Raw genomic sequence first — 25,942 nt, forward strand, 5'->3', positions numbered from 1 at the left:
GATTTTGACCTAGATCAAGGCCTAGTGGCAGTAGGACCTTAGCGGACGAGGGATAAGCCGGTATTTCGTTCCGATGACGTCCCCGTTACAGCGGCTTGCGCTGTGTCAACGTTTTTGCATTGACCATACCTATAATCCTCCGGCATGACCTTACAAGGGGGAGGGATTTTGGAACCGATTGCCAATTCTCTGGATGCAGTCCTCGAGGCGGTTTTGAGCAAACGCCGCCGGGACCCCACCCAACTGCTGCAAATTCTCCGGGAAGTGCAGGAACAGGTGGGCTACATCCCCCCTCCCGCCCTCACCGCCATCGCCGCCGCCCTGAAGCTGCCCCGGGCCCGGGTCGAGGGCGTGGCCGGCTTCTACTCCTTTCTCCATTTGCAGCCGGTGGGCAAATACCGGGTGCTCTTCTCCGACAACGCCACCGACCGCCTCCTGGGCAACCTGGACCTGCTCGGCACCATGTGCCAGAAGCTGTGGGTCGAACAGGGCAAGGTGTCGGAAGACGGCCTGGTCTCGGTGGATGTCACCTCCTGTACCGGCATGTGCGACCAGGGCCCGGCCCTGCTGGTCAATGGCCGCCCCATCACCCGTCTCACCCACCAGCGCGTCAATGAAATCTGCGAGCTGATCCGTTCCCGCCGGCCCCTGTCCCTGTGGCCCCAGGAATACTTCCGGGTGGAGGACAACATCCGCCGCAAGGACGATCTGCTCAATACCGTGCTGGAGCCAGGGGCTGCCCTGGCGGCGGCCATGGCCCTGGGGCCCGAGGCCTGGCTGGGCGAGGTGCAGAAGTCCAGCCTGCGCGGCCGTGGCGGCGCCGGCTTCACCACCGGGGTCAAGTGGGAGGCCTGCCGCAACGCACCCGGCGAGGAGCGGGTCATCGTCTGCAACGCGGACGAAGGCGAGCCCGGCACCTTCAAGGACCGGGTGCTGCTGACCTCCTACCCGGACCACGTGTTCGAGGGCATGACCCTGGCGGCCTACGCCACCGGCGCCCGCCAGGGCTTCCTCTATCTCCGGGGCGAGTACCGCTACCTGCTGGAGCCCCTGGAGGCAGCCCTGCAGCGCCGTCGCGAGGCCGGGCTGCTGGGGCAGGGTATTCGGGGCCAGGCCGGTTTCGATTTCGACATTGAGATCCATCTGGGGGCCGGCGCCTATGTCTGCGGCGAGGAAACAGCCCTGATCGAGTCCCTCGAGGGCAAGCGGGGCACGCCCCGCATCCGTCCGCCCTTCCCGGTGATCAAGGGCTATCTGGGGCGGCCCACGGTGGTCAATAACGTGGAAACCCTGGCCAAGACGGTGCTGATCGCCCTGGAAGGAGCCGAGCGCTTCGCCGCCGTCGGCACCGCCCAGTCCACCGGCACCAAGCTCCTCTCCATATCCGGCGACTGCGCTTTTCCCGGCATCTACGAGTATCCCTTCGGCGTTTCCATCGAGCAGATCCTGGAGGATTGCGGCGCCACCGACGTGCAGGCGGTCCAGGTGGGCGGCGCTTCGGGCACCTGCCTGGCGTCCTACGAGTTCCACCGGGGCATTGCCTACGAGGACGTGCCGACGGCCGGTTCCTTCATGATCTTCGATACCAGCCGGGACCTCTTCGAGGTGGCGCGCAATTTCGTCCACTTCTTCGCCCACGAGAGCTGCGGCTTCTGCACCCCCTGTCGGGTCGGCACCTCCCTGCTGCAGAACTTCATGGACAAGCTGGCCACCGGCCACGGCGCCAAGTACGACCTGGCCGACATCGAGTGGATCAACCGCCTGCTCAAGGCCGCCAGCCACTGCGGCCTGGGCCTGGCCGCCGCCAACCCGGTGGTGGAGACCCTGATCAAGTTCCGCCCCGCCTACGAGCGCCGGCTCCAGTCCCTGGATTTCGCCCCCGCCTTCGACCTGGACCAGTCCCTGGCCGAGGCCCGGCGCATGACCGGGCGCGACGATGCCGACGCCCACCTGAGTTCCGTGGAGGCCCACCGATGAGCGATACCAAGAAATTCCTGCTGGACGGCAAACCGGTGGTCTTCCAGGACGGCCAGACCATCCTGGAGGCCGCCCGCCAGGCCGGCCACTACATTCCCCACCTGTGCTGGCATCCGGATTTTCCGGCCCACGGTTCCTGCAAGCTGTGCATCGTCAAGGTGGGCGGACGCCACGTCTCCTCCTGCGCCATGCCGGCCAAGGAAGGCATGGAGGTGGAGAGCAACACCCCGGAGATGAACGGCGAGCGGCGGGCCCTGCTGCAAATGCTGTTCGTCGAGGGCAACCATTTCTGTCCCTCGTGCGAGAAGAGCGGCAACTGCCAGTTGCAGGCCCTGGCCTACGACCTGGAAATGCTCTCCGCCCATTTCAACCATTTCTATCCCAACCGGCCGGTGGATGCCTCCCATCCGGACGTCCTGCTGGACTTCAACCGCTGCATCTTCTGCGAGCTGTGCGTGCGGGCCAGCCGGGACATCGACGGCAAGAACATCTTCGCCCTCACCGACCGGGGCATCCACAAGCACCTGGTGGTCAATGCGGAAAGCGGCCGCCTGGCCGACACGGATTTTGCCGCCAGCGACCGGGCGGCCAACATCTGTCCCGTGGGCGTCATCCTGCACAAGCGCCAGGGCTTTGCCAGGCCCATCGGCGAGCGGGACTACGACGCCAAGCCGATCAGCGTGGTGGCCATGGAAGAGGTGGAAAAATGATCGTATCCGGACGCAAGCTGCGGGTCGCCACCACCTCCCTGGCCGGGTGCTTCGGCTGCCACATGTCCTTCCTCGACATCGACGAGCACCTGCTGGAACTGGTGGAACTGGTGGAATTCGACCGTTCGCCCCTGACCGACATCAAGCACTGCGGCCCCTGCGACATCGGCATCATCGAAGGCGGCGTCTGCAATGCGGAGAATGTCCATGTGCTGCGGGAATTCCGCAAGCACTGCAAGATCCTCATCGCCCTCGGCGCCTGCGCCGTCACCGGCGGCCTGCCGGCCCAGCGCAACCACCTGGACGTGGGCCAGTGCCTGCAGGAGGTCTACCACACCTGCATCGGCGTCGAATCCCTGCCCGGCGGCCAGGTACCCAACGACCCGGAACTGCCCCTGCTGCTGGACAAGGTCCATCCCATCCACGAAGTGGTGCGGGTGGATTACTTCATTCCCGGCTGCCCGCCCTCGGGGGAGGCCATCTGGAAGTTCCTGACGGACCTCATCGCCGGCCATACGCCCCGGCTTTCCCATCCCATCCTGCGTTTCGACTGAGGCTTGCCCACCATGTTCGAACTTGAAACCGCGTCCCAGACCGACAACCTGCGCCGCGTTGCCATCGATCCTGTTTCCCGGGTCGAAGGCCACGGCAAGGTGACCCTGCTGCTGGACGATCACAACCAGGTGCAGCAGGTGCGCCTGCACATCGTCGAATTCCGGGGCTTCGAGAAATTCATCCAGGGCCGCCCCTACTGGGAAGTGCCGGTGATGGTGCAGCGCCTCTGCGGCATCTGCCCCGTCTCCCACCATCTGGCGGCCTCCAAGGCCCTGGACCTGGTGGTGGGCGCCGCCAGCATCACGCCGACGGCGGAAAAGATGCGCCGCCTCATGCACTACGGCCAGATGCTGCAGTCCCACGCCCTGCATTTCTTCCACCTGTCCTCGCCCGACCTGCTGTTCGGCTTCGATTCCGACGTGGGGCAGCGCAACATCGTCGGCGTCGCCGCCGCCCATCCGGAGGTGGCCAAGCAGGGCATCCTGCTGCGCAAGTTCGGCCAGGAGGTGATCCGCGTCACCTCCGGCAAGCGCATCCACGGCACCGGCGCCGTTCCCGGCGGGGTGAACAAGGCCCTGGACCCGGCCGACCGGGCCATGCTGCTGCAGGACGTGGAGCAGATGATCGCCTGGAGCCGGGATGCGGTACATCTGACCAAGCGCCTGCATACCAGCAACCCGGCCCTCTACGACCAGTTCGGGCTGTTCCGCTCCAACCTCTTCAGCCTGGTGCGGGCCGATGGTGCCCTGGATTTCTACCACGGCCACCTGCGCCTGCGGGACGGGGACGGCAAGGTGCTGCTGGACGGCGTGGACTACCAGAACTACCACCACCTGCTGACCGAGGAGGTGAAGTCCTGGAGCTACATGAAATTCCCCTATGTGACCGCCATGGGTCGGGAACAGGGCTGGTACAAGGTGGGCCCCCTGGCCCGGGTGCAGAACTGCGACTTCATTCCCAGCCCCCTGGCCGAGATCGAGCGGCGCGAATTCATGGACCACGGCCAGGGCGGCCTGGTGCATGCGCCCCTGGCCTACCACTGGGCCCGCATGATCGAAATGCTGCACGCCGCCGAAGTCATCAAGGAACTGCTGGCCGACGACGACCTGCTGGGGGATGACCTGATGTCCTGCGGCGACCGCCGCCGCGAAGGCGTGGGCGTGATTGAGGCGCCCCGGGGCACCCTGATCCACCATTACCAGGTGGATGAGGACGACCTCGTCACCATGGCCAACCTGATCGTCTCCACCACCCACAACAACCAGGCCATGAACGAGGCGGTGCGCCAGGTGGCGCGCCAGTACCTGAACGGCCGGGAAATCACGGAAGGGCTGCTCAACCATATCGAGGTGGCCATCCGCGCCTTCGATCCCTGCCTTTCCTGCGCCACCCACGCCCTGGGCCAGATGCCCCTGACCGTGGAACTGCTGGACGGCAGCGGCCGCCTGCTGGACCGCCGGGTCAAGGGATGACGCGCCGGCTGGTGGTCTTCGGCATCGGTAACCCCAGCCGCGGCGACGATGCCCTGGGGCCCCTGCTGCTGCAGCGCCTGGAGCAGGCCCGTCTGCCCGGGGTGGTGACGGTGGAGGATTTCCAGCTGCAGATCGAGCACGCCATCGACCTCCAGGGTCGGGACCTGGCCCTCTTCATCGATGCCGGGGAGGGCACGCCGGCGCCTTTCAGCTTCGCCCCGGTGACGCCCCTCTTCAATCCGGCCCACAGCACCCATTCCCTGGCTCCCGGCGCCGTGCTTGCCGTCTATGGCCAGGCCCTGGAACAGGCGCCGCCGCCGGCCTACGTCCTCTGCGTGCGGGGCCAGCGCTTCGAGTTGGGGGAGGGGCTCAGTCCCGCCGGGCGCCAGCACCTGGAGGCGGCCTGGGACTTTCTCCGCCAGCTGTGCACCGAGCCGGACCCGGAACGCTGGAGCCAGCTCCGGCCCCTGCCCGGATTGCCGCCCCTGCTCTAGGATTCCGGGCCGCCGGTGAATTGACCTGCATCATGGTTTGTTCCCGGCCGGCCGACAGATCATGGCGCATGCTGCCCCGGGGGAGGGTGGCTCCTTTTTGGCAGAACGACCATGACCCATCCGACGTCCATCCAGCCCGGCCTGCTCCTGCGCGGCTTCCTACTGTTGTTCCTTGCCGGTTCACTCCAGGCGGCGCCCTGGCCCAGCCCGGTGGCCTCCTACCAGGCCGTGGCGGCCGGGGAAGGGCGGGGCGAGGACATCCTCCTGGCGGCGGCCCCCGATTCGGGGCTGGAAGTCTCCTACGATGCGGCCAGCCGGCGCCTGCACCTGCACTACCCCATGGCCTTCAACCAGCTGACCGAAGGCTGGAGCTGGCGGCCCCTGGCCGATCCGGCCAGCGAGGATTACTACCGCTTCAAGTATCTGCCCCTGGGCAGCGTGAACGAGGAGCGGGACAGCTATGTGGGGGAGGACAAGATCGGCGAGCCGGAAACCATGCGGGTGCTCTGGCGTTACGACTATTTCCTGGCCTTCGACAATCTCTACGACTTCATGCCCCGGGGTACCGACGACGAAGCCGGCTTCGACGCCGAGCTGACCCTGGAGCCGGAGCAGGCGGCGCCCCTGCTGGAACCGGGGGCGGTGAGCCTGATCGCCCGGGTGCACCTGCAGGAGCCCTACGTTTCCGAGAGCACCACCTTCTGGAAGGCCATCCATGCCCGGCCCACGGATTTCACCCTGAAGAAGCGCTACCTCATCGGCGAGGTGGAGGAAATCCGCTTCGTCACCGGGCAGAATCGAGTGCTGGCGCAGCTTCCGCGGCATCCGCAACAAAAACAGCAGAGCGGCAAGCCGTAAGGGCACAGCTTGCCGGGGGCTGCCGTGCTAAAATCTCGTTCTGTCACAAAACCTAAACTCAAAATTCATGTTCGGACGTCTGATGCCCCAAGAGGGCAAGTTTTTCGACCTGTTCAACGCTCACGCAGAACAGATCGTGCAGGGTGGTCAAGCCTTGGCCACCTTCATCAACCATCTGGGACGTAACCCCGAAGAGGCCACCCAGGCCGCCGACGCAGTGGATACCGCCGAAAGCCGGGCCGACAAGATCACCCACGAGACGGTCGCCCTGCTGCACAAGACCTTCATCACCCCCCTGGATCGGGACGAGATCCACTCCCTCATCACCGGCATGGACGACATCCTGGACCTGATCCAGGACGTGACCCAGACCGTCTCCCTCTACGACATCCGCAAGGGCACCCCGGAAGCCATCCAGCTGGCCGAGATCTGCGTCTCCTGCTGCGACCGGGTGCGCTGGGCCGTGTCCCTGCTGCCCAACGCCGACCAGGGTCCGGCCATCCTCAAGACCTGCGAGGAAATCGACCGCCTGGAGTCCGACGCCGACCGCGTCATGCGTTCCGCCATGTCCCGCCTGTTCCGCGACGAGCCGGACGTGCGCCAGCTGATCAAGCTCAAGGCCATCTACGAACTGCTGGAAACCGTGACCGACCGCTGTGAGGATGTGGCCAACATCCTCGAAGGCATCGTCCTCGAAAACTCCTAAGCGATAACCATGACTGGTCTCGAAATCAGCCTGGGAGTCGTGGTGCTCCTGGTGGTGCTGGCGTTGGCGTTCGATTTCATGAACGGCTTTCACGATGCCGCCAACTCCATCGCCACCGTGGTTTCCACCGGGGTCCTGAAGCCCCACCAGGCGGTGGCTTTCGCCGCCTTCTTCAACATCGTCGCCATCTTCATCTTCCAGTTGAAGGTGGCCACCACCATTGGCAAGGGCACCATCGATCCGGCCATCGTGGACCACATCGTCATCTTCGGCGCCCTCATGGGGGCCGTGGTGTGGAACCTGGTGACCTGGTTCTACGGTATCCCGTCCTCCTCCTCCCACGCCCTCATCGGTGGCCTGGTGGGGGCGGCCCTGGCCAAGTCCGGTCCCGATGCCCTGATCGCCGCCGGCATCCTGAAGACCGTGGCCTTCATCTTCGTCTCCCCCCTGCTCGGCTTCATCCTCGGCACCCTGCTCATGGTGGCGGTGTCCTGGCTGTTCTTCCGCACCACGCCGCGCAAGGTGGACAAGTGGTTCCGCCGCCTGCAGCTGGTTTCCGCCGGTCTCTACAGCCTGGGCCACGGCGGCAACGACGCCCAGAAGACCATCGGTATCATCTGGATGCTGCTCATCGCCGCCGGCCTGTCCCAGTCCAGCGACCCCATCCCCGTCTGGGTGGTGGTCTGCTGCTACGTGGCCATCGGCCTGGGCACCATGTTCGGCGGCTGGCGCATCGTCAAGACCATGGGCCAGAAGATCACCAAGTTGAAACCCGTGGGCGGCTTCTGCGCCGAGACGGGCGGGGCCATCACCCTGTTCCTGGCCACGGCCCTGGGCATTCCCGTGTCCACCACCCACACCATCACCGGCGCCATCGTCGGCGTCGGCTCTGCGCGCAAGTTCAACGCCGTGCGCTGGGGCATCGCCGGCGGCATCGTCTGGGCCTGGATCCTCACCATCCCCTGCAGTGCCCTCATTGCAGCCGGTGCCTGGTATCTGGGCAGCTTCCTGCTTTGATTCCCCGCCGCCCGCCCCGTCCGGGGCGGGCATAATGGAGCCTGACTCCATTTCCGCTCCACACCCATGGTCTGGCTCAAGCTCCTGGCGGTGATCGCCGCCTCCGTCCTGCTCGTCTGGTCTTTCCCCTTCCTTTGGGAAATCGGCATTGCCGCCATTTTCGGCGCCTGTTTCTGGCTCTTCGCCCGGCCGCCGCAAAACCGTCCCCCCGCCGACGACGGCCAGCCATGAGGGCATTGCCCCAGCGTCTCCGCGGAGGGCTGTGGATTGCCGCTTCCGCCGCCGGTTTCGGCGCCATGGCCATTTTCGCCAAGCTGGCCTATGCCGAGGGCGTCGGCCTGGAAACCCTGCTCTTCCTGCGCTTTGCCCTGGGCGGCGCCTGCCTCGCCCTGATCCTGCGCTGGCGGCGCCAGGCCTGGCCGGCCCCGGCCCTCTGGCCCGGGCTGGCGGCCATGGGCGGGATCGGCTACGTGGGCCAGTCCTACTGCTACTTTGCCGCCCTGCGCCATGCCTCGGCCGGACTCACGGCGGTGCTGCTCTATCTCTATCCGGTGCTGGTGACCTTGCTCGCGGCCCTGCTGGGGCACCAGCGGCTCAGCGGGCGCAAGCTGCTGGCGGTGGGGGCCGCCTTCGTCGGCACCCTGCTGACCATCGGCGGCAGCCTGGCGGGCACGCCCCTGGGCATCGGCCTGGGCCTGGCGGCAGCCCTCATCTACTCGGTCTATATCCTGGCCGGAGAGCGCCTGACGGCCCGGGCCGGGGCCCTGGCCTCGGCTGCCGTGATCATGCTGGCGGCGGCGGTGGTGTTCGGCGTGCTGGCTTTCCATGCCGCCTCGCCGTGGCCGGCTTCCCTGGCGGGATGGGCGGCGGTGCTGGGGATCGTGGTGTTTTCCACCATCGTCGGCATGGTGGGGTTCTTCGCCGGCATGGCCAAGCTGGGGGCGGCGGATGCGGCCACCCTGTCCACCCTGGAGCCGGTGGTGACCCTGGTGCTGGCGGTCCTGTTTCTCGGGGAGGCGGTGGGGGGCTGGCAGTTGGCCGGCGGCGCCCTCATCCTGGGCGCGGTGGTGGTCCTGGTGCGCAGCCCGGTTATGCCGGAGAGGCGCGCCGGATAAGGCGCTCCGGCCATGCCCCGGTGTTGTGCCCGGGGCATGGGCCTGGTGGCAGCGGGCTTACTCGGCGATGGGCCGGGCGGAGGTGATGAAGGAGAGGGCCTTGGTGCTGTAGAGGTCCACATGCACCGCTTCCACCTGGGGCGTGTTCACGGTGGCCTCGGCCTGCCAGCGGATGAGGAAGTTGGCGCCGGAACCTCCTTCGTCCTCCCGCCGCTCGATGAACAGCTCCAGGGTGCCCAGGGGCGGAATGGTGCGCACCTTGGGCACGAAATCCTTGAGCAGCTTGCCGTCCGTGTCGTAGTAGCGGGCCGAGAGCACCTTGATGGGGTTCTTCGTATCCGTGTTGCGCACGCTGACCAGGGCCGACAGGTAGGACTTGTCCGGATTGCCGCCCTTGTCCAGGTTGCCGTGCCAGAGGTGGGAATAGATGGGCAGGTAGAGGGTCTGGCTCTTGGCCTGGTAGATCTCCTGGGCCTGGACCGGGGCCGCCAGCAATGCCCCGGCCAGCATCAGGCCGGCGAGGGTCTGCAGCGGGCGGAGCAGGCGATGGGGCAGGGCGTTGGCGTTCATGGCAGTGGTCCCTTGGCAATGGTCAGAGGAGGAAGGCCCGCAGGGCATCGAGCACCCGGTCCGGCTGTTCCGCCATCATGGCATGGCCGGCGCCGTCGATCTCGGCCTTGCGCACGTCCTTGAGGGCTTTCGCCAGGTCGCCGGCGGCTCGGGGCGGGGTCATCAGGTCCCGCTTGGCGATGACCAGCAGGGCAGGGCAGGCCACCTTGGCGGCGGCTTCCAGACCGGTCTGGTAGTCGTTGCAGTTGGACAGGTCGACGAACAGGGAGCCGGCCCGGGCGCGGCGCATCAGGGCCAGGCTGGCCCCGGGCTGCCAGGCGCCGGGCACGGTGTTGCCGCCCAGGCCCTGGGCGTTGGACCATTGGTTGATCATGCGGTAGGCCTTTTCCGGCTTGTCCTTGGCGGCAGCCAGAAGCTGCTCGGAGACGGCCATGGGCACGGCACTGCCGAGCAGGGCGATCTTGCCGATGCGGCCGGGGTGGCGGGCGGCGGCTTCCAGGGCAGTCAGGGAGCCCATGGAGTGGCCGGCCAGCAAGGCTTTTTCCACGCCGGCGGCGTCCAGCAGATCGGCCACCCAGTCGGCCAGGGCGCCGATGGAAGCCAGGGGCTCGCCGCCGGAGCGGCCGTGGCCGGGCAGGTCCACCGCCAGCACGCTGTAGCCGTGGTTGGCGAAATAGCGGCTCTGCAGGCCCCACACCGTGTGGTCGTTGGCGGCGCCGTGGAGGAAGACCAGGGCGGGCTTCTTCGGGTCGAAGGTCTTGCCGCCGGTGTAGGCGTAAATCTTGGTGTCGCGGACGATCAGTTCCATGGCCCCCTCCTTACGCCGCAGCCTTGGCCGCAGCGGCCAGGCCCCGGGACAGGTCTTCGATGAGGTCGTCCGCATCTTCCAGGCCCACCGAGAGGCGGATGGTGCCGGCGCCGATGCCGGCCGCCAGCAGGGCCTCGTCGGACATGCGGAAGTGGGTGGTGGAGGCCGGGTGGATCACCAGGGACTTGGCATCGCCCACGTTGGCCAGGTGGGAGAAGAGCTTCAGGGTCTCGATGAATTTCTTGCCCGCCGGGCGGCCGCCCTTGACGCTGAAACTGAAGACGGAGCCACAGCCGCGGGGCAGCAGCTTCTGGGCCAGGGCATGGTCCGGATGGCTTTCCAGGCCCGGGTAGGCGACGCTTTCCACCGCCTCGTGGGCAACGAGGAAATCCACCAGCTTGCGGGCGTTTTCCACATGGCGCTGCATGCGCAGGGGCAGGGTTTCCACGCCCTGCAGGATCTGGAAGGCGTTCATGGGGCTCATGCAGGCGCCGAAGTCCCGCAGGCCTTCGCGTCGGGCCCGCAGCAGGAAGGCGGCGACGGTGGATTCCTCGGCGAAGTCCATGCCGTGGAAACCGTCGTAGGGCTCGGTCAGGGTGGGGAATTTACCGGAGGCTTCCCAATCGAAATTGCCCGAATCCACCAGCACGCCGCCGACGGCGGTGCCGTGGCCGCAGAGGAACTTGGTGGCGGAGTGGAAGACCAGATCGGCGCCGTGCTCGAAGGGCTTCAACAGGTAGGGGCTGGTGAAGGTGGAGTCGACAAGAAGCGGCAGGCCGTGTTCGTGGGCCAGGGCGGAAATGCGGGGAATGTCCAGCACGTCCAGGCCCGGGTTGCCCAGGGTTTCGCCGAAGAGCAGGCGGGTGTTGGGGCGGATGGCGGCGCGCCAGGCGTCCACGTCCCGGGTGGGAACGAAGGTGGTCTCGATGCCGAAGCGGCGCAGGGTGTAGTCCAGCAGGTTGTGGCTGCCGCCGTAGAGGGCGCCGGAGGCAACGATATGGCTGCCGGCCCCCATCAGGGTGGCCACGGCCAGGTGCATGGCGGCCTGGCCGCTGGCGGTGGCGATGGCGCCGACGCCGCCTTCCAGGGCGGCAACGCGCTCCTCCAGCACCGATACGGTGGGGTTGGAGATGCGGGAATAGACGTGGCCGGCCCGTTCCATGTTGAAGAGGGCGGCGGCCTGGTCGGAATCCTTGAAGACGAAGGAGGTGGATAGGTAGATCGGGGTGGCACGGGCGCCGTATTGCGGGTCGGGCACCTGGCCGGCGTGCAGGGCCAGGGTGTCGAGGGTGTAGCCGTCCTTACCGGCCATGGGCGTTCTCCTGAGGGTCTCGTTGTTCTTGGGCTGTCAGGCCGGCATGTCCGGCAGCAGCATGTCTTCCAGCAACCTGATGCGGTCCTTGAGCTGCAGCTTGCGCTTTTTCAGGCGCCGCACCAGGAGCTGGTCCGGCGGCGGGTTGGCGGTGAGGTGTTCGATCACCAGGTCCAGGTCCCGGTGTTCCACTTCCAGCTCGTGCAGCCGGCCGCGGATGATGCCGGCCTCGTCGTCGCTCAGGGTCATGGGCTGTTTACATTCGTAAAATGATCTTTGCCGGCGGCTTTCTTCCCGCGAGGGAAGCGGCCGCCAAGGCAGGATCGAGGACGCATTGTGGACCATTCCACAGCGTACGGAAAAGGGCATAGAATAGACCGTACAATTCTAACCTTATGGAGGAGATCCATGTCCCACACCGTCATTGTCGTTTTCGGCAAAGGCAAGGAGTACGAATTCAAGTTCACCCAGGCAGACCTCGGCGGCCAGACCGCGGAAGAGGCCCGTCGCTGGTTCGACAAGGAATTCGTCACCCTGGAATGCGAACCCTCCAATCCGGTGGGCAAGGTCCTGATCATCGACAAGGTGCTCAACGTCGCCAAGTACGGCGGCGAAGCCCGCTTCGCCGAGGCCGGCGGCTGGGCCAAGGACTTCACCCGTAACGCCGCCCTGGCCCTGGGCCGCGATACGGTGCGGGTGGATGTGGCCGATTTCATCATCGGTTACTGAAACCGCAGCGGCGGGAAAAAAGAACGGCGCACCTCGGTGCGCCGTTCTGCTTTTGTGCCTCAGTCTTTGCCATCGGCCAGGGCCGGATGCCGGGCCAACTCCCGGGTCCATTCCAGGGGCGGCTGGGATGCGGCGACGTACTGCCGGTACCGCCGCAGATAATCGCCCAGCAGGGTCCGGCCGGGGCCGGCCGCCGCTCCGCTGTAGGCCTGCAGCAGGCCCCGGTAGCACTGGCGGAAGCGGCGGGGCTCGCCTTGCCAGGCGTCCACCTGCTGCAGCAGCCGTTGCAGGAGCTGGGCGTCCTGCAGCAGGCGCCGGCCGTCCCAGGGATTGGGCCGGTCCACGGCGTGGCACAGGTATTTGAGATCGATGAAGCGCAGTCTGTCGCCGCTGCGGAAGGCCAGCAGGGCCCGGGCGGAGCGGGGCGAGGCGGCCAGGGCGCCGCTGTCGCCGAAGGCCAGGCGGATGCGCTGCAGGGCCCGGGTCATGGGCGCCGGATTGGCGGGGTCGGCTGCCGGGTCCAGCCTGGGGCAGGGCTCCCCCAGGGCCAGGGCGAGGGCCTGCAGGTCGCTGCCGGCCTGGCTCACGGGGTGTCCAGGGGGCAGCGGCTGTCCCCTTCCTGGAGCCGCGGCCGCAGGGCCGGAGCCCGTTCGCCGAGATCGCGGAATTCCAGGCGCAGTTCGATGCGGCGGCTTTCCTCGGCGCTGGCCTTCTGGAAATTGAAGGAGGAGCCGCCCACCAGGAACAGTTCCCGCACCGTCTGCTGGTCCGTCTCCGAGAGGGCGTCGGCGCTGCCGGCCGGGCTGGCGAGGAGGGCGCAGAGGACCCGCTCCGAGCGCTGCAGGCTGAGATTGAGGTTGTACAGGTAGCTGCCCCGGGCGTCGGCGAAGCCCTCGACCACGATCTGCTTCAGCCATTTGCCGGCCACCGGGTCCCGGGCCAGGGCCAGTATCTTCGGCACCAGTTGCCGCAGCAGGCGGGCCTGCTCGGCGGAGAGCTTGTGGCTGTTGGTGTCGAAGCGGGCCCGTTCGCCGAAGTCCACGGACTGGCCGCGCAGGGTGACGCCGGGGAAGTCCCGGGTCATGTCCCGCACCCGCTGCAGCACCTCCCGGATGTCTTCCTCGCGCCGGGTCTTTTCCCGCTCGCTTTCGGAAATCTCGTGGGTGACCGCCAGCAGGGCCACGGTCATGGCCACCAGGAACAGCACCATGAGGCCTGACATGAGGTCGGAAAAGGAAATCCAGAAGGGCTTTTCCCCTTCCTCGCGGCGGGCGCGGCGCTTGCCGGGCAGGAGTCCGATCATGGCGGCGGTTTAGCCCTTGCCGTCGGCGAGGACGTCGCCCAGGTGTTCGATGGCGTCCTTCAGGTAGCCCACGGCCTCGGCCAGCTCCCGCTGGAACTGGGCGTTGCCGGCCTTGAGTGAACGCTCCACGTTGTCGGCGAAGGCGCCGTGGGCCTTGGCCAGGACCTCGCTGACGCCCTGCAGATAGACGTCGGCACGCTGCTCGGCCCGGGCGAGGGACTGGGCGGCGCTTTCCAGGCGGCCCACCACCTCGCTGTTGAGGGCGGCCTCCCGCTGGGCCAGGGCCACCGTGCCCTGCACTTCCTGCAGCAGTTCCCGCAGGCTGGCGCCGACCTTGTGCTGCTGTTCCAGCAGCTCACCGTTGCCGGCGCTGGCGGCGGCCAGGCTGCCGGCGGCGCTCTGGATGGCACGCCCGGCCTCGGCCACGGTCTGGGCGGTGTGGTCGAAGCTGCGCCCGGCGGCGGCGAAATCGCCGCAGGCCAGTTGCACGGCTTCGGCGCCGGCGCTGAGCTGGCCCATGGCCTGGCTGCCGGCCCGGTTGAAGCTGGCGACGCAGCCTTCCAGGGTGGCGGCGGCATTTTTCAGTTCCGTGGTGACGCCCTGCAGATGGCCTGCCACCTTGCCCATGAGCTTGTCGGTCTGCTCCGTCAGGCGCTCCTGCTGGGCCTGCTGGCCGCCGCCGATGGCCTCGGAGACGCCGGCCACCTGCTGGGCGAGCTGGCCGGCCAGCTGGGCCATGGATTCCTGGATGGCTTTTTCCAGACGCTGGCTGCTGGCCTCGAAACGCTGGCCGGTGGCTTCCAGGCTTTGCAGCAGGCGCTCCTGGCGCTGCTCCGCCTCCCGCTCCTGGCGTCCCAGCTGTTCGCCGATCTGCTGACCCACATTGCCCAGCAGGCCGTCCAGGGCCTGGCTGATGCCGCCGGCCACCGCCTTGCCCTGCTGGGCCTCCATCCGTTCCAGGGTCTGGGTCAGGCGCTCCAGGGGCGCGCGGATGCTGTCGCCGACGGCGCCGGCCAGGCCCGCCGTCATGTTCTCCAGCTGGCGCTGGCCGGCCTGTTGCTGCTGCTCCAGCAGGCTGGCCATGGCCTGGCGCATTTCCGCCACCAGGGCCTGGCGCAGCTGGGCGGCCTGTTGTGCCGCCTGCTGGGCGGCGCCCTCGCTGGCGCCCACCAGGCGGGCCAGGTATTCCTCGCCGATGCCGGTGTCGAAGAGACTGTCGATGAGCTGGTTGAGGCGTTCCACCTGGCGGTAGCGGGCCACCACCAGGGATTTTTCGACCCAGGTGAGGAGCATGGCCAGGCCGATGGCGATGGCGGAAATCTTGAAGGCGTGGCCGACGCCCTGGATCAGCTCCCTGAGGCTGCCCCGCACCACGTCGGCGCTGGCGGAAACCTCGAAGTGGGTGAGGCCGACGATGAGGCCGGAAAAGGTGCCGAGGATGCCGATGCCGGTGAGGATGCCCGGCAGGTGCTTGTAGAACTCGGCCCGCAGGGGCGTATCCACCAGGGCCTGTTCGGTGAGGAAGCTTTCCGCCAGGGCCGTGGCGCGCCAGCGGGGGCCGGCCTCGGTGCGGGTCGGGTGCAGGGTCTGGGCGTATTCGCGCCACAGGTGGGCCAGGGGCGGGGCGCCCATGATGTCGCGGCCGATCTGCTGGGGATCTGGGTTGCCGCCGCTCTCCCGCAGCTGCTCCAGCTGCCCGATGGTGCGGCGGAAGAGGCGGCCCAGGCCCAGGGCGGGCAGGACGAAGCGGAAGATGAAACCGGTGCAGATGGCCGCCAGGAGCAGGGCGATGACCAGCATGTGGCCCGGAATGTCGGTGGCGGCGAGGAGGGAAGTGAGGGAGGAAGGCATCGGGCCCGGCGGGTCAGGGTGGTCGGCAAAGGCGGCAACGAGCCCGGATTCTAGCACCCCGGCCCGGCGCTGCTGCCGGTGGCCTCCGCTGCCGCAGCGGGGGAGTGGTGCGGGTCCGGGATTGGTGCGGGTTTGGGGTGGCTGGAGGCCGGCGCCGTTCCTGGCCTCCAGCCATGGCATGGCCGGGAGGCGCTTGCCGCCTGCCCCGGCGGCAGGGGGTGTCCGAGGTGGTCGTCGCCAGGGCCTGGGTGGGAACTATTTGCATCTGTCATCTTTGCAGAGTGGAAAGAAAGTTTCCAGGTGTCGGCTTTGTGACGTCGCAAGGTTTACAACTTTATGAAACGCCATTTCACGCGAGTTCCGTAGCTGCTTGATTGTTATGGTTTTGCCCTGTCTGGCACGGTTCTTGTAATCGTCCCACCCCAATAAGGGCGCGGCGATCCCCGCGCAACCATGCAAATAGCCCCGTGGGAACGGGGCAACAGACCGAGGGTGAGGCCATGCAAGAGCAAAAACTCCAGTCCCTGGAAATCCACGAGCACGTCATCGAGGCGGCCAAGCGCCTGGAAATGGGCCGCCGGGAATTCCTCCAGTTCTGTACGGCCATGGCCGCCACCCTGGGCCTGCCGGCCGGGGCCGAGGCCGCGGTGGCCGAGGCGGTGGCGGTGAAGAAGCGCCCCTCCGTCATCTGGCTGCACTTCCAGGAATGCACCGGCTGTACCGAATCCATGCTGCGGGCCGAGCATCCCACCATCGAGAAGCTGATTCTCGACGTCATCTCCCTCGACTACCACGAGACCCTCTTCGCCGCCGCCGGCCACCAGATCGAGGCCGCCAAGCAGGCCGCCATGAAGGCCAACAAGGGCCAGTACCTGCTGGTGGTGGAAGGTGCCATCCCGACCAAGGATGGCGGCATCTACTGCAAGGTGGGCGGCAAGACCGCCATCGACATCGTCAAGGAATGCGCCACCGACGCCGCCGCCATCATCGCCATCGGCTCCTGTGCCTCCTGGGGCGGCATGCCTTCCACCGACCCCAACCCCACCGGGGCCGTGGGGGTGAACAAGATCATCGACAAGCCGGTGGTGACCATTCCCGGCTGTCCGCCCAACCCCTACAACTTCCTTTCCACCGTGGTGCACTTCCTCACCTTCGGCCAGCTGCCGCCGGTGGATGAGCTGGGCCGTCCCAAGTTCGCCTATTCCCGCCTGGTGCACGAGAACTGCGAGCGCCGCGCCCACTTCGACGCCGGCCGCTTCGCCATGGAGTTCGGCGACGAGGGCCACCGCAAGGGCTACTGCCTGTACAAGCTGGGCTGCAAGGGTCCCGAGACCTACGCCAACTGTCCCACCATCCTCTTCGGCGACGCCGGCGCCGGCACCTGGCCCGTGGCCTGCGGCCACCCCTGCATCGGCTGTACGGAGCAGGGCGTGGGCTTCCAGAAACCCATCCACCAGACCGCCAAGGTCATGACCTACGCCCCGCCCGCCTCCTTCCCGCGCATCGTCGAGGAACAGGGCAAGGGCGCCTCCCTCGGGGCCGCCGCCGTGCTGGCTGCCGTGGCCGGGGCCGCCGCCGGGGCCGGGGCCATGGTGGCGAAGAACCTGGGTCTCTCCCACGCCGCCGAGGAGGCCGAGAAGGCCAAGCAGTCTTCCGAACAGAAACCCGCCGAGAAGGTGTGACCATGACTTCCCGTCGCAATTTCCTGAAAGGGACGCTGGCGGGGGGCGCAGCCGCGGCTGCGGTCTCCGTTTCGGTGAGTGGCCCGGCCTGCGCCCGGGACAACAATCCCCAGCCCGAGGGCGCCCTGGGCCTGCTCTACGACGCCACCCTGTGCGTCGGCTGCAAGGCCTGCGTCGCCGCCTGCAAGGAGGTCAATGGCAACCCGGCGGAGTTCTCCACGCCTGAACAGCTGTGGGATACGCCCCTGGATACCACTGCCAAGACCTTCAACGTCATCAAGATGTTCCGCAGCGGCACCATGGAGACGAAGGACGATCCGGACAACGGCTACGCCTTCATGAAGACCTCCTGCCTGCACTGCAACGATCCCTCCTGCGTCTCGGCCTGCCCGGTGTCGGCCATGACCAAGGACCCGGTCACCGGCATCGTCGGCTACGACGCCGACGCCTGCATCGGCTGCCGCTACTGCGTTGCCGCCTGTCCCTTCGGCATTCCCAAGTACGACTACTCCTCCGCCACCGGCAAGATCGGCAAGTGCGAGCTGTGCCGCCACCGCCTGCCGGAAGGCAAGTACGCCGCCTGTGCCGAGGTCTGCCCCACCGGCGCCACCCTCTACGGCAAGGTGTCGGACCTCAAGGCCGAGGCCGAACGCCGCCTCTCCCTCAAACCCGGCACCAAGACCGTGTTCCAGCGCGGCCAGCTGGGGGGCAAGGACCAGAGCTACGAAAACGTGGTGGGCCATTACGTGCAGCACGTCTATGGCGAGAAGGAAGTGGGCGGCACCCAGGTGATCAAGCTGTCCGCCGTGCCCTTCGAGAAGGTGGGCCACAAGCCCCTGCCCGAGCGTTCCGCCTCCTCCAAGTCGGAAACCCTGCAACACACGCTCTACGGCGGGCTGGTGATGCCCCTGGCGGTGCTCGGCGTGATGACCTATTTCGCCAAGCGCAACGTCAAGCCTGACGACGACGAGCTGTAAGGGAGAGATCGCAATGTCTGCACAACAACACGCTGCACCCACCCCCGTCGGCGGCAAGCTGCTGACCCCGGTGACCCTCACCGCGGCGACCCTGATCGTGGTGGCCCTGGCCATCATCCTGGTCCGTTTCGTCTTCGGCCTGGGAGCCGTCACCAACCTCAACGACGGCTACCCCTGGGGCCTGTGGGTGGTGGGCGACGTGGTCATCGGTTCCGCCTTCGCCTGTGGCGGCTTCTCCGTGGCCATGCTGGTCTACATCTTCAACAGGGGCGAATACCATCCCCTGGTGCGCCCGGCCCTGCTGGCCTCCCTCTTCGGCTACACCCTGGCCGGTGTCGGCGTCATCTTCGACCTGGGCCGCTGGTGGAACTTCTGGCACATCCTGACCCCGGGCTACGCCTCGGCCAACTCGGTGATGTTCGAAGTGGCCCTGTGCATCTCCCTCTACATCGTGGTGATGTGGATCGAGTTCTCCCCCACCTTCATGGAAAAGTGGGGCATGCACGAGAAGCGCAAGAAGCTGAACAAGGTGATGTTCTTCTTCATCGCCCTGGGCACCGTGCTGCCCATGATGCACCAGTCCTCCCTCGGCTCCCTGCTGGTGGTGATGGGCACCCAGGTGCATCCCCTGTGGCAGTCCATGGCCCTGCCGCTGATCTACCTGCTTTCCGCCATCACCATCGGCTACGCCGTGATTCTCTTTGAATCCTGCATGGCCGCCGCCGGCTTCCGCCGCCAGATGGAGACCCACATCCTGACGCCTCTGTCCAAGGTCATGCTGGGCATGCTGGCGGTGTTCCTGGTGGTGCGGGTGGGCGACCTGGTAGTCCGCGGCGCCTTGCCCCGGGCCTTCGAGGGCAGCCTGCAGGCCCTCATGTTCTGGCTCGAGATGGCCTGCTTCATCGCCCCCCTGGCGCTGCTGGGCAAGGAGACTTCCCGCCGCAACCCGGCCCGCCTCTTCGTCGGCGCCGTGCTGTTGATGCTGGGCGGCGTCCTGCTGCGCATCAATTCCTACCTGGTGGGTTACGAGACCGGCGACGGCTGGCACTACTTCCCCTCCGTCCCCGAAATGCTGGTCACCTTCGGCATGTTTGCCATCGAGGTCTTCGGCTACATCGTCATCACCCGCCGCTTCCCGGTCTTGGCCGCGGAAGACGCTGCTGCACACTAAGAATTCAAGGAGAAACCCAAAATGACCAAGCGCGTAACGATCGATCCGGTGACCCGCATCGAAGGCCACCTGCGGGTGGACGTGGAAGTGAATGGCGGCAAGGTGACCAAGGCCTGGTCTTCCGGCCAGATGTGGCGCGGTGTGGAGAACATCCTCATCGGCCGCGACCCCCGCGACGCCTGGGCCATCACCCAGCGCATCTGCGGCGTGTGCACCACCGTCCACGCCATCTGTTCGGTGCGGGCCGTGGAGGATGCGCTGAAGCTGGAAATTCCGGTGAATGCCCAGTACATCCGCAACATGATCATCACCGCCCACAACCTGCACGACTCCATCGTGCATTTCTATCATCTCTCCGCCCTCGACTGGGTGGACGTGGTCTCCGCCCTGCAGGCCGACCCGGACAAGGCTTCCGCCCTGGCCGAGAGCCTCTCGCCGTGGAACCGCAACGGTAAGCACGAGTTCCGCAAGGTCAAGGAAAAGATCGCCGGCTTCGTCAAGACCGGACAGCTGGGCATTTTCACCAACGGCTACTGGGGCCACCCTGCCATGAAACTGCCGCCGGAAGTGAACCTGATCGCCGTGGCCCACTACCTGCAGGCCCTGGAAATCCAGCGCTTTGCCTCCAAGATCGTTTCCGTCCTCGGTTCCAAGTCCCCCCACATCCAGAACGTGGCCGTGGGCGGCGTGGCCAACCCCCTGGCGGTGGATTCCCAGTCCGTGCTGACGGTGGAACGCCTGCTGGCGGTGAAGGAATGGATCGAAAAGCTGGACGAGTTCGTCAAGCAGGTGTACCTGCCCGACGTGGCCGTGGTCGGCGCCCATTACCCCGAGTGGACCAAGATCGGCCGCGGCATCGTGGACTACCTGTCCGTGCCCGACCTGCCCCTGGACGGCAAGGGCACCCAGTTCGCCCTGCCCGGCGGCTACATCCAGAACGCCGACCTCGGCACCTTCAAGCCCATCACCCAGTTCGGCGACAAGTACTTCGAAGCCGGCGTTTCCGAAGCCGTCAAGCACGCCTGGTACTCCTACAAGGACGGCGACAACGCCACCCTGCACCCCTACAAGGGCGAGACCACGCCGAACTACACGGACTTCCAGGACGAGGGCAAGTATTCCTGGCTGAAGTCCCCCACCTTCTACGGCAAGCCCGCCCAGGTCGGCCCCCTGTCCCGCATGCTGGCCATGCTGGCCGCCGGCCACGAGCCCACCAAGAAGTACGCCACCCTGGCCCTGGACACGGTCTCTTCCCTGGCCAAGACCAAGATCGGCCTGGATGCCATGCACTCCACCATCGGCCGCCATGCCTCCCGGGCCGTGGTGGCCTGCGTCCAGGTGGACGAACTGGCCCACCAGTGGGACCTGCTCCTGGCCAACATGGGCAAGGGTGACCTCAAGACCTACAACAAGCCCACCTTCCCCAAGGGCGAGATCGCCGGCGTCGGCTTCCACGAAGCGCCCCGCGGCGTGCTCTCCCACTGGGTGGTGATCGACGACGGCAAGATCAAGAACTACCAGTGTGTCGTGCCCACCACCTGGAACGCCGGCCCGCGTAACGAAAAGGGCGTTTCCGGCGCCTACGAGGCCTGCCTGCTGGACAACCCGGTGGCCGATCCCGAGAAGCCCCTGGAAGTGCTGCGCACCGTGCACTCCTTCGACCCCTGCCTGGCCTGCGCCGTGCATGTGGTGGACAAGGAAAACGACCAGGTGGTGAAGGTCAAGGCGGCCTGAGCTGCCGGCTTGAAGGGAAACGGCGGCGCCGGTGGTGCCGCCGTTTTATTTGGTGCCCCGGCTCTTCCCGCAGCATTTCTTGCGTTGCCTCAAACCGGCCCGGGGCCGGATTGTTTAAAGTGCCGCCCATGACTACTACCCCCACCATCGCCGTCCTTGGCGTCGGCAACATCCTCCTCACCGACGAGGGCATCGGTGTGCGCATCGTCGACGAGCTGCAGCGCCGCTACTCCCTGCCCGAGCACGTGCTGGCGCTGGACGGCGGCACCGCCGGCATGGAACTGCTGGAGCCCCTGGAAGGCCTGGACAAGCTCATCATCGCCGACGCCGTGCGGGTCGGCCAGCCGCCCGGTTCCGTCGTGCTGCTGCAGGGCGACGAGGTGCCCAAGTTCTTCCGCACCAAGATCTCGCCCCATCAGATCGGTCTCTCCGACCTGCTGGCGGCCCTGGAACTGACCGAGAAGGCGCCCAAGGCGGTGGCCCTCATCGGCCTGCAGCCCGTCTCCCTGGATACGGGCATGGCCCTGACGCCGGAGGCGGAAGCCAAGGTGCCGGAAATGCTGGAACTGGTGCTGGCCGAGCTGGCCAAGGCCGGCGTCGTGCCCCAAGCCATTGAAGGGATCGCCTGATGTGCCTCTCCATTCCCATGCAGATCGTCGAGCTGGAAGGCGAGGAGGGCGAGTTCGCCTGGGTCGAGCGGGGCGAGGGCGAGCACTTCCGCCGGGAGCGGGTGAACATGATGCTGCTCGGGCCCCAACCCGTCGGCACCTGGATCCTGGCCTCCCTCGGCCTGGGCAAGGAAGTGGTGGAGGAAGAGGAGCGCCTGCTGATCGAGGATGCCCTGGCGGCCCTGGCCGAATCCCTGGAAGGGGACTACGACCCGGCCCGCCACTTCGCCGACCTCAACCGGCAGTAGGGGCATGAGTTCCTTCCGCCCCCGCGTACCGGCCTGGACGCCGCCCCCTGCCCGGGAAGGCAAGCCCTGGGCCGATGACCCGGCACCCCGGCTGGAGGAGCACTTCCGGCGCGTGCGCCAGGGCACCATGGCCGGCATGCCTTTCCTCAACGAGGCCCTGGCGGTGGCGGCGCTGCCCTTCGCCCGCGTTCAGGGCGACTGGGTCGGCATCGTGCTGACGCCCTGGTTCCTCCACGTCTATCTGCTGCCCGGCGGCGGCGAACTGTGGCAGGACCTGGCCCAGGGCCTGCGCCGCCAGGTGCAGCTGCCGGCCGGGACCATGGATTTCATCGGCGACGAGGACGAGGCCCTGGGCCCGCTGCAGTATTGCGTGCTGCTGGCGCCGGTGCCCCAGTTCGCTACCCAGGACGAAGCCCTGGCGGCGGCCCGGGAAGCCCTGGGCGCCCTGCTGACGCCGCCTCCGGCTGAGGCCGCCTCCACCCCCGCTGCCACCGTCGGCAACGAGGCAGGTGCGCCGGCCGCCACCGCTGCCGGCACTGCCGCTGCGGCCGCCACGGCCGAGAGCGCGGCCGTCAATGACGGGCGGCGGGGCTTCCTGCGGGGCATCCTGGGGCGCCCCTGAAATCCCTTCCCGGCGCCGGCCGGGACTGCCGCAAATGCCACGTCAGGCCTGACGCTGAGGGACGGCGGCAGGCTTTTGCACTATCATGTGCGTGAATTATTTCGCATCCTGCAGCACTCACCGAGCATTTCCCTTCATGAGCAAGGCTTTCACCAAAGAGTCGGACGACGCGGACGAGGACGAACTCGAGCCCGCCCAGCGCCTGCCGATCGGCACCAAGAACTACATGACGCCGGTCGGCCACGCCCGTCTCAAGGCCGAACTGGAGCATCTGCTCAAGGTGGAACGGCCGAAGGTGGTGGAGGTGGTGCACTGGGCCGCCTCCAACGGCGACCGCTCGGAAAACGGCGACTACATCTACGGCAAGAAGCGCCTGCGGGAGATCGACCGCCGCATCCGCTTTCTCACCAAGCGCCTGGACAACTCCCTGGTGGTGGATCCCCTGTTGCGGGAAGCCACGGACCAGGTGTTCTTCGGCGCCACCGTCACCATCGCCGACGAACAGGGCCAGGAACAGACCTACACCATCGTCGGGGTGGATGAAACCGATATCTCCCGGGGCCACATCAGCTGGATCTCGCCCCTGGCCCGGGCCCTGATCAAGGCCAGGGAAGGGGATACGGTGCGCTTCCAGAGCCCCATGGGCCAGCGGGAGATCGAGATCGTCGAAGTCCGCTACCTGGCCATCGAGTAAAGACAGAAATCATGCATTACGACCTGCCCATCTCCCAGATCCTGCGGCACGAGCTGCTGGAATGCGCTCCCCAGACCACGGTGGCGGAGGCGGCAGGGCGCATGCACCAGGCCCGTTGCGGCTCCATCCTGGTGGTGGAGCTGGGGGAGGTGCGGGGCATCTGGACCGAGCGGGACGCCCTGGCCCTGAATTTCTCCGACCCCGAGTCCATCCATCTGCCGGTGTCCCGGGTCATGAGCACGCCGGTGAAGACCGTGCGGGAAACGGACACCGTGGCCGACGCCGCCATCCGCTTCAAGCAGGAGCGCCTGCGCCACCTGCTGGTGGTGGACCGGGACGGGCGGCGCCTGGGCATCGTTTCCCAGACCGACATCGTGAACCACCAGGGGGTGGAGTTCTACGTGCACATGCGCGACGTGGGCTCGGTGCTGAAGAGCGCCCCCCTGCAGGTGCCCGGCAGCATGCCGGTGGCCGAGGCGGTGCAGTGCCTGCGGGAGGCCCGCAGCGACGCCGCCATCGTGGAGCACAACGGCCATCTGGGCATCCTCACCGGCCGCGACGTGCTGCGCCTGATCGGCCAGGAATCCCTCAACTGCAGCGCCGGCGAGGTGGCCACCTTCCCCCTCATCACCGTGCCGCGCAGTTCCACCCTGTACCACACGCGCAAGATATTCAACGACCGGCGCATCCGCCACCTGGGGGTGATGGACGAGCACGGCCGCATCACCGGCCTGCTCTCCTACGCCGACATCCTGGACAGCGTCGAGCAGGAATACGTGGCCGAGCTGCGGGCCGCCCTGCAGGAGCAGAGCCAGCGGCTGCAGCAGTCCCGCCACGCCCTGCTGCTGGCCTCCAAGGTGGCCGAGTCGAGCCAGCAGGCGATCATGATCGTCAATGCGGAACGGATCATCCAGTCCATCAACCCGGCCTTTTCCGCCATCACCGGCTATTCCGCCGAGGAGGCGGTGGGCCACGATACCCGCCTGCTCAAGTCCGGCCTCCACGACGCCGACTTCTACCGTCAGCTCTACGCCGACCTGGCGGCCTTCGGCGTGTGGAGCGGGGAAATCTGGAACCGGCGCAAGAACGGCGAGCTGTACCCGGAGAACCTCACCATCACCTCGGTCAAGGGGGAGGGCGGCCAGGTCATCAACTATGTCTGCGTGTTCACCGACATGACCGAGCAGAAGCGGGCCCGGGACGACCTCAAGGAAAGCCACCAGCGCCTAGAGCAGCAGTCCAGCCTGACCGAGATGATCCTGGACACCCTGCCGGTGATGGTCTTCGTCAAGGACGAGGACGGCCGCTACCTGGTCATGAACGAGGCCGCCGCCGCCTTCGTCGGCCACGACAAGCACGAGGTGGTGGGGCGCAGCGATTTCGAGCTGTACCCGGCCGACGTGGCTTCCCGCCTGCGCCAGGACGACATCAAGGCCCTGGCGGCGAAGAAGGTCACGGGCCGGGAAGAGAAGCACCTGACGCCCAAGGGCGAGCGCTACCTGCTCTCCTACAAGCGGGGCGTGGACCTGGGCGGGCGGCGCCTGCTCATCGGCAGCTCCACCGACATTTCCGAGCGCAAGCAGGCCGAGCAGCTGCTGGCCGCCGAGCGCCAGGTGCTGGAGCTGATCGCCAGCGACGCCTCCCTGCAGGTGGTGCTGGACGCCCTGTGCAACCGGGTCGAGTCCCTCATTTCCGACTGCTTCGCCGCCGTCCTCCTGCTGCAGCCGGACAACGGCCACCTGGTGCTGGGCTCCGCCCCCAGCCTGCGCCGCACCTGCCGCGACGTGGGCCAGAACTGCCCGGAAAACCCTGCGGTGTGCGCCTGCGCCGCCGCCATCCGCACCGGCAAGCAGATCATCGCCGAGCACATCGACGATTCGGAACAGTGGCAGGACTGCCGCGACTTTGCCTCGGCCCTGGGGCTGAAGACCGCCTGGTCCACCCCCATCGTCTCCCCGGGCAAGGAAGTGCTGGGCACCCTGTCCCTCTATTTCCGCCAGGGCCGGCGTCCCAACCGCTTCGACAAGGACGTCATCGAGCACGCCTGCCGCCAGGCCGCCATCGCCATCGACCGCAACCGGGCCATGGATTCCCTGCACCGGCTGGCCACCGTGGACACCCTGACCGGTCTCAACAACCGCTCCCGCTTCCTCGACCAGGGGGAGGCGGAGATCACCCGCGCCCGCCGCCTCGGACGCAGCGTGGCCGTGCTGATGCTGGACGTGGACCACTTCAAGCGCATCAACGACACCCACGGCCACGGAGCCGGGGACGTGGCCCTCAAGATCGTCGCCGCCATTATCGCCCGGGAGCTGCGGGCCATCGACATCTGCGGCCGTCTGGGGGGCGAGGAATTCGCCGTCATGCTGCCGGAAACCGACGGCCAGGGCGCCATGCAGGCCGCCGAGCGGCTGCGCCAGGCCGTGGCCCAGGAAAAGGTGCGGGTGGCCGAAGGCGTCGAGCTGGGCATCACCGTGAGCATCGGCGCCACCATCCTGGCGCCCCAGGATACCAACATCGACCATCTGCTGGCCCGGGCCGACGGCGCCCTCTACGAAGCCAAGCGCAGCGGCCGCAACCTGGCGCTCTACGCCGCCCCCGGCAACATCCCCTCTTGAAATCCTGATTGCCGTCCCCATTTTCCGGGGCAACGACCGCGCCGGCCCCCG

At 67.2% G+C, this 25,942-nt stretch carries 27 protein-coding genes; 20 read left to right on the plus strand and 7 right to left on the minus strand.

The annotated features are described in order from the left end of the window. Positions 1-144 precede the first annotated feature (144 nt). From AZSP09_RS01600 to AZSP09_RS01640, 10 genes are all read left to right on the plus strand, one after another. A complete protein-coding gene (locus tag AZSP09_RS01600; protein WP_232058831.1) occupies positions 145-1,977 on the plus strand; it encodes an NAD(P)H-dependent oxidoreductase subunit E in 1,833 nt (610 codons plus the stop codon). Continuing rightward, the gene (locus AZSP09_RS01605) at positions 1,974-2,687 is read left to right on the plus strand and encodes a 2Fe-2S iron-sulfur cluster-binding protein (RefSeq protein ID WP_014238044.1); all 714 of its coding nucleotides are present in this window, start codon (positions 1,974-1,976) and stop codon (positions 2,685-2,687) included. Before AZSP09_RS01600 ends, AZSP09_RS01605 begins: the two co-directional genes overlap by 4 nt. Next, a complete protein-coding gene (locus AZSP09_RS01610) occupies positions 2,684-3,241 on the plus strand; it encodes an NADP oxidoreductase (RefSeq protein WP_014238043.1) in 558 nt (185 codons plus the stop codon). Before AZSP09_RS01605 ends, AZSP09_RS01610 begins: the two co-directional genes overlap by 4 nt. Before the next feature lie 12 nt (positions 3,242-3,253). Beyond that, the gene (locus tag AZSP09_RS01615; protein WP_152088957.1) at positions 3,254-4,714 is read left to right on the plus strand and encodes a Ni/Fe hydrogenase subunit alpha; all 1,461 of its coding nucleotides are present in this window, start codon (positions 3,254-3,256) and stop codon (positions 4,712-4,714) included. Next, positions 4,711-5,208 (plus strand): hydrogenase maturation protease, encoded by a 498-nt coding sequence (locus AZSP09_RS01620; RefSeq protein ID WP_014238041.1) that lies wholly within the window; start codon positions 4,711-4,713, stop codon positions 5,206-5,208. Before AZSP09_RS01615 ends, AZSP09_RS01620 begins: the two co-directional genes overlap by 4 nt. A 111-nt stretch (positions 5,209-5,319) precedes the next feature. Continuing rightward, complete coding sequence (locus AZSP09_RS01625; protein WP_152088958.1) at positions 5,320-6,066, plus strand: hypothetical protein; 747 nt, start codon at positions 5,320-5,322, stop codon at positions 6,064-6,066. A 67-nt stretch (positions 6,067-6,133) separates the two neighbouring features. Next, the gene (locus AZSP09_RS01630; protein WP_043798343.1) at positions 6,134-6,772 is read left to right on the plus strand and encodes a DUF47 domain-containing protein; all 639 of its coding nucleotides are present in this window, start codon (positions 6,134-6,136) and stop codon (positions 6,770-6,772) included. 9 nt (positions 6,773-6,781) lie between these two features. Next, on the plus strand, positions 6,782-7,789 hold the full coding sequence (locus AZSP09_RS01635; RefSeq protein ID WP_130458749.1) for an inorganic phosphate transporter: 1,008 nt from the start codon (positions 6,782-6,784) through the stop codon (positions 7,787-7,789). Positions 7,790-7,855: 66 nt separating this feature from the next. Continuing rightward, entirely contained in the window at positions 7,856-8,020 is a 165-nt protein-coding gene (locus tag AZSP09_RS19870) for a hypothetical protein (protein ID WP_014238037.1), read from the plus strand. Continuing rightward, on the plus strand, positions 8,017-8,904 hold the full coding sequence (locus AZSP09_RS01640) for a DMT family transporter (RefSeq protein ID WP_152088959.1): 888 nt from the start codon (positions 8,017-8,019) through the stop codon (positions 8,902-8,904). Before AZSP09_RS19870 ends, AZSP09_RS01640 begins: the two co-directional genes overlap by 4 nt. A 57-nt stretch (positions 8,905-8,961) precedes the next feature. Here the strand turns inward: AZSP09_RS01640 and AZSP09_RS01645 are convergent, their stop codons facing one another. The 4 genes from AZSP09_RS01645 to AZSP09_RS01660 are packed head-to-tail and all read right to left on the minus strand — an operon-like array spanning position 8,962 to position 11,843. Continuing rightward, positions 8,962-9,474 (minus strand): DUF3124 domain-containing protein, encoded by a 513-nt coding sequence (locus AZSP09_RS01645; RefSeq protein ID WP_152088960.1) that lies wholly within the window; start codon positions 9,472-9,474, stop codon positions 8,962-8,964. 22 nt (positions 9,475-9,496) lie between these two features. Next, positions 9,497-10,282 carry an alpha/beta fold hydrolase gene (locus tag AZSP09_RS01650; RefSeq protein ID WP_152088961.1) on the minus strand — a complete coding sequence of 262 codons (786 nt, stop codon included), beginning with the start codon at positions 10,280-10,282 and terminating at the stop codon, positions 9,497-9,499. A gap of 10 nt (positions 10,283-10,292) precedes the next feature. Next, entirely contained in the window at positions 10,293-11,594 is a 1,302-nt protein-coding gene (locus AZSP09_RS01655; RefSeq protein ID WP_152088962.1) for an O-acetylhomoserine aminocarboxypropyltransferase, read from the minus strand. A gap of 36 nt (positions 11,595-11,630) precedes the next feature. Then, on the minus strand, positions 11,631-11,843 hold the full coding sequence (locus AZSP09_RS01660; protein WP_014238032.1) for a YdcH family protein: 213 nt from the start codon (positions 11,841-11,843) through the stop codon (positions 11,631-11,633). Between the two features lie 159 nt (positions 11,844-12,002). Between AZSP09_RS01660 and AZSP09_RS01665 the strand changes: the two genes are divergently transcribed. Next, a complete protein-coding gene (locus AZSP09_RS01665) occupies positions 12,003-12,323 on the plus strand; it encodes a hypothetical protein (protein WP_130458744.1) in 321 nt (106 codons plus the stop codon). Positions 12,324-12,382: 59 nt separating this feature from the next. Here AZSP09_RS01665 and AZSP09_RS01670 read toward each other — a convergent pair whose 3' ends face one another. From AZSP09_RS01670 to AZSP09_RS01680, 3 genes are read right to left on the minus strand one after another with little or no spacing between them, the layout of a single operon-like run. Next, the gene (locus AZSP09_RS01670) at positions 12,383-12,910 is read right to left on the minus strand and encodes a hypothetical protein (protein WP_152088963.1); all 528 of its coding nucleotides are present in this window, start codon (positions 12,908-12,910) and stop codon (positions 12,383-12,385) included. Then, positions 12,907-13,626, minus strand: coding sequence for an OmpA family protein (locus AZSP09_RS01675; RefSeq protein ID WP_152088964.1), 720 nt, complete (start codon positions 13,624-13,626; stop codon positions 12,907-12,909). Before AZSP09_RS01675 ends, AZSP09_RS01670 begins: the two co-directional genes overlap by 4 nt. 9 nt (positions 13,627-13,635) lie before the next feature. Then, positions 13,636-15,477 (minus strand): hypothetical protein, encoded by a 1,842-nt coding sequence (locus tag AZSP09_RS01680; RefSeq protein ID WP_152088965.1) that lies wholly within the window; start codon positions 15,475-15,477, stop codon positions 13,636-13,638. Positions 15,478-15,977: 500 nt separating this feature from the next. Between AZSP09_RS01680 and AZSP09_RS01685 the strand changes: the two genes are divergently transcribed. The 9 genes from AZSP09_RS01685 (at position 15,978) to AZSP09_RS01725 (ending at position 25,891) form a co-directional block, all read left to right on the plus strand. Continuing rightward, complete coding sequence (locus AZSP09_RS01685; protein WP_014238027.1) at positions 15,978-17,159, plus strand: hydrogenase small subunit; 1,182 nt, start codon at positions 15,978-15,980, stop codon at positions 17,157-17,159. A gap of 2 nt (positions 17,160-17,161) precedes the next feature. Next, positions 17,162-18,136, plus strand: coding sequence for a hydrogenase 2 operon protein HybA (gene hybA / locus AZSP09_RS01690; protein ID WP_014238026.1), 975 nt, complete (start codon positions 17,162-17,164; stop codon positions 18,134-18,136). Between the two features lie 13 nt (positions 18,137-18,149). Next, positions 18,150-19,307, plus strand: a complete 1,158-nt coding sequence (gene hybB, locus AZSP09_RS01695) for a Ni/Fe-hydrogenase cytochrome b subunit (RefSeq protein ID WP_130458740.1) — start codon at positions 18,150-18,152, stop codon at positions 19,305-19,307. 21 nt (positions 19,308-19,328) lie between these two features. Then, positions 19,329-21,041: a nickel-dependent hydrogenase large subunit gene (locus AZSP09_RS01700; RefSeq protein ID WP_014238024.1), complete on the plus strand. Its 1,713-nt coding sequence runs from the start codon at positions 19,329-19,331 to the stop codon at positions 21,039-21,041. 128 nt (positions 21,042-21,169) lie between these two features. After that, a complete protein-coding gene (locus AZSP09_RS01705) occupies positions 21,170-21,670 on the plus strand; it encodes a HyaD/HybD family hydrogenase maturation endopeptidase (RefSeq protein ID WP_130458739.1) in 501 nt (166 codons plus the stop codon). Beyond that, positions 21,670-21,957: a HypC/HybG/HupF family hydrogenase formation chaperone gene (gene hypC, locus AZSP09_RS01710; RefSeq protein ID WP_014238022.1), complete on the plus strand. Its 288-nt coding sequence runs from the start codon at positions 21,670-21,672 to the stop codon at positions 21,955-21,957. Before AZSP09_RS01705 ends, hypC begins: the two co-directional genes overlap by 1 nt. Before the next feature lie 4 nt (positions 21,958-21,961). After that, on the plus strand, positions 21,962-22,579 hold the full coding sequence (gene hybE / locus AZSP09_RS01715) for a [NiFe]-hydrogenase assembly chaperone HybE (protein ID WP_172974672.1): 618 nt from the start codon (positions 21,962-21,964) through the stop codon (positions 22,577-22,579). A 136-nt stretch (positions 22,580-22,715) separates the two neighbouring features. Continuing rightward, a complete protein-coding gene (gene greB, locus AZSP09_RS01720; protein ID WP_014238020.1) occupies positions 22,716-23,273 on the plus strand; it encodes a transcription elongation factor GreB in 558 nt (185 codons plus the stop codon). An 11-nt stretch (positions 23,274-23,284) separates the two neighbouring features. Then, a complete protein-coding gene (locus AZSP09_RS01725) occupies positions 23,285-25,891 on the plus strand; it encodes a diguanylate cyclase (RefSeq protein ID WP_152088967.1) in 2,607 nt (868 codons plus the stop codon). Positions 25,892-25,942: the final 51 nt, after the last annotated feature.

The organism is Azospira sp. I09, assembly GCF_009177135.1.
In the GTDB taxonomy this organism is placed as follows: domain Bacteria; phylum Pseudomonadota; class Gammaproteobacteria; order Burkholderiales; family Rhodocyclaceae; genus Azospira; species Azospira oryzae.

Excerpts from the sequence above, each read along its gene's own strand:
- AZSP09_RS01600 (WP_232058831.1), top strand. The coding sequence starts at position 145 with ATGACCTTACAAGGGGGAGGGATTTTGGAACCGATTGCCAATTCTCTG.
- AZSP09_RS01605 (WP_014238044.1), top strand. The coding sequence starts at position 1,974 with ATGAGCGATACCAAGAAATTCCTGCTGGACGGCAAACCGGTGGTCTTC.
- AZSP09_RS01610 (WP_014238043.1), top strand. The coding sequence starts at position 2,684 with ATGATCGTATCCGGACGCAAGCTGCGGGTCGCCACCACCTCCCTGGCC.
- AZSP09_RS01615 (WP_152088957.1), top strand. The coding sequence starts at position 3,254 with ATGTTCGAACTTGAAACCGCGTCCCAGACCGACAACCTGCGCCGCGTT.
- AZSP09_RS01620 (WP_014238041.1), top strand. The coding sequence starts at position 4,711 with ATGACGCGCCGGCTGGTGGTCTTCGGCATCGGTAACCCCAGCCGCGGC.
- AZSP09_RS01625 (WP_152088958.1), top strand. The coding sequence starts at position 5,320 with ATGACCCATCCGACGTCCATCCAGCCCGGCCTGCTCCTGCGCGGCTTC.
- AZSP09_RS01630 (WP_043798343.1), top strand. The coding sequence starts at position 6,134 with ATGTTCGGACGTCTGATGCCCCAAGAGGGCAAGTTTTTCGACCTGTTC.
- AZSP09_RS01635 (WP_130458749.1), top strand. The coding sequence starts at position 6,782 with ATGACTGGTCTCGAAATCAGCCTGGGAGTCGTGGTGCTCCTGGTGGTG.
- AZSP09_RS19870 (WP_014238037.1), top strand. The coding sequence starts at position 7,856 with ATGGTCTGGCTCAAGCTCCTGGCGGTGATCGCCGCCTCCGTCCTGCTC.
- AZSP09_RS01640 (WP_152088959.1), top strand. The coding sequence starts at position 8,017 with ATGAGGGCATTGCCCCAGCGTCTCCGCGGAGGGCTGTGGATTGCCGCT.
- AZSP09_RS01645 (WP_152088960.1), bottom strand. The coding sequence starts at position 9,474 with ATGAACGCCAACGCCCTGCCCCATCGCCTGCTCCGCCCGCTGCAGACC.
- AZSP09_RS01650 (WP_152088961.1), bottom strand. The coding sequence starts at position 10,282 with ATGGAACTGATCGTCCGCGACACCAAGATTTACGCCTACACCGGCGGC.
- AZSP09_RS01655 (WP_152088962.1), bottom strand. The coding sequence starts at position 11,594 with ATGGCCGGTAAGGACGGCTACACCCTCGACACCCTGGCCCTGCACGCC.
- AZSP09_RS01660 (WP_014238032.1), bottom strand. The coding sequence starts at position 11,843 with ATGACCCTGAGCGACGACGAGGCCGGCATCATCCGCGGCCGGCTGCAC.
- AZSP09_RS01665 (WP_130458744.1), top strand. The coding sequence starts at position 12,003 with ATGTCCCACACCGTCATTGTCGTTTTCGGCAAAGGCAAGGAGTACGAA.
- AZSP09_RS01675 (WP_152088964.1), bottom strand. The coding sequence starts at position 13,626 with ATGATCGGACTCCTGCCCGGCAAGCGCCGCGCCCGCCGCGAGGAAGGG.
- AZSP09_RS01680 (WP_152088965.1), bottom strand. The coding sequence starts at position 15,477 with ATGCCTTCCTCCCTCACTTCCCTCCTCGCCGCCACCGACATTCCGGGC.
- AZSP09_RS01685 (WP_014238027.1), top strand. The coding sequence starts at position 15,978 with ATGCAAGAGCAAAAACTCCAGTCCCTGGAAATCCACGAGCACGTCATC.
- hybA (WP_014238026.1), top strand. The coding sequence starts at position 17,162 with ATGACTTCCCGTCGCAATTTCCTGAAAGGGACGCTGGCGGGGGGCGCA.
- hybB (WP_130458740.1), top strand. The coding sequence starts at position 18,150 with ATGTCTGCACAACAACACGCTGCACCCACCCCCGTCGGCGGCAAGCTG.
- AZSP09_RS01700 (WP_014238024.1), top strand. The coding sequence starts at position 19,329 with ATGACCAAGCGCGTAACGATCGATCCGGTGACCCGCATCGAAGGCCAC.
- AZSP09_RS01705 (WP_130458739.1), top strand. The coding sequence starts at position 21,170 with ATGACTACTACCCCCACCATCGCCGTCCTTGGCGTCGGCAACATCCTC.
- hypC (WP_014238022.1), top strand. The coding sequence starts at position 21,670 with ATGTGCCTCTCCATTCCCATGCAGATCGTCGAGCTGGAAGGCGAGGAG.
- hybE (WP_172974672.1), top strand. The coding sequence starts at position 21,962 with ATGAGTTCCTTCCGCCCCCGCGTACCGGCCTGGACGCCGCCCCCTGCC.
- greB (WP_014238020.1), top strand. The coding sequence starts at position 22,716 with ATGAGCAAGGCTTTCACCAAAGAGTCGGACGACGCGGACGAGGACGAA.
- AZSP09_RS01725 (WP_152088967.1), top strand. The coding sequence starts at position 23,285 with ATGCATTACGACCTGCCCATCTCCCAGATCCTGCGGCACGAGCTGCTG.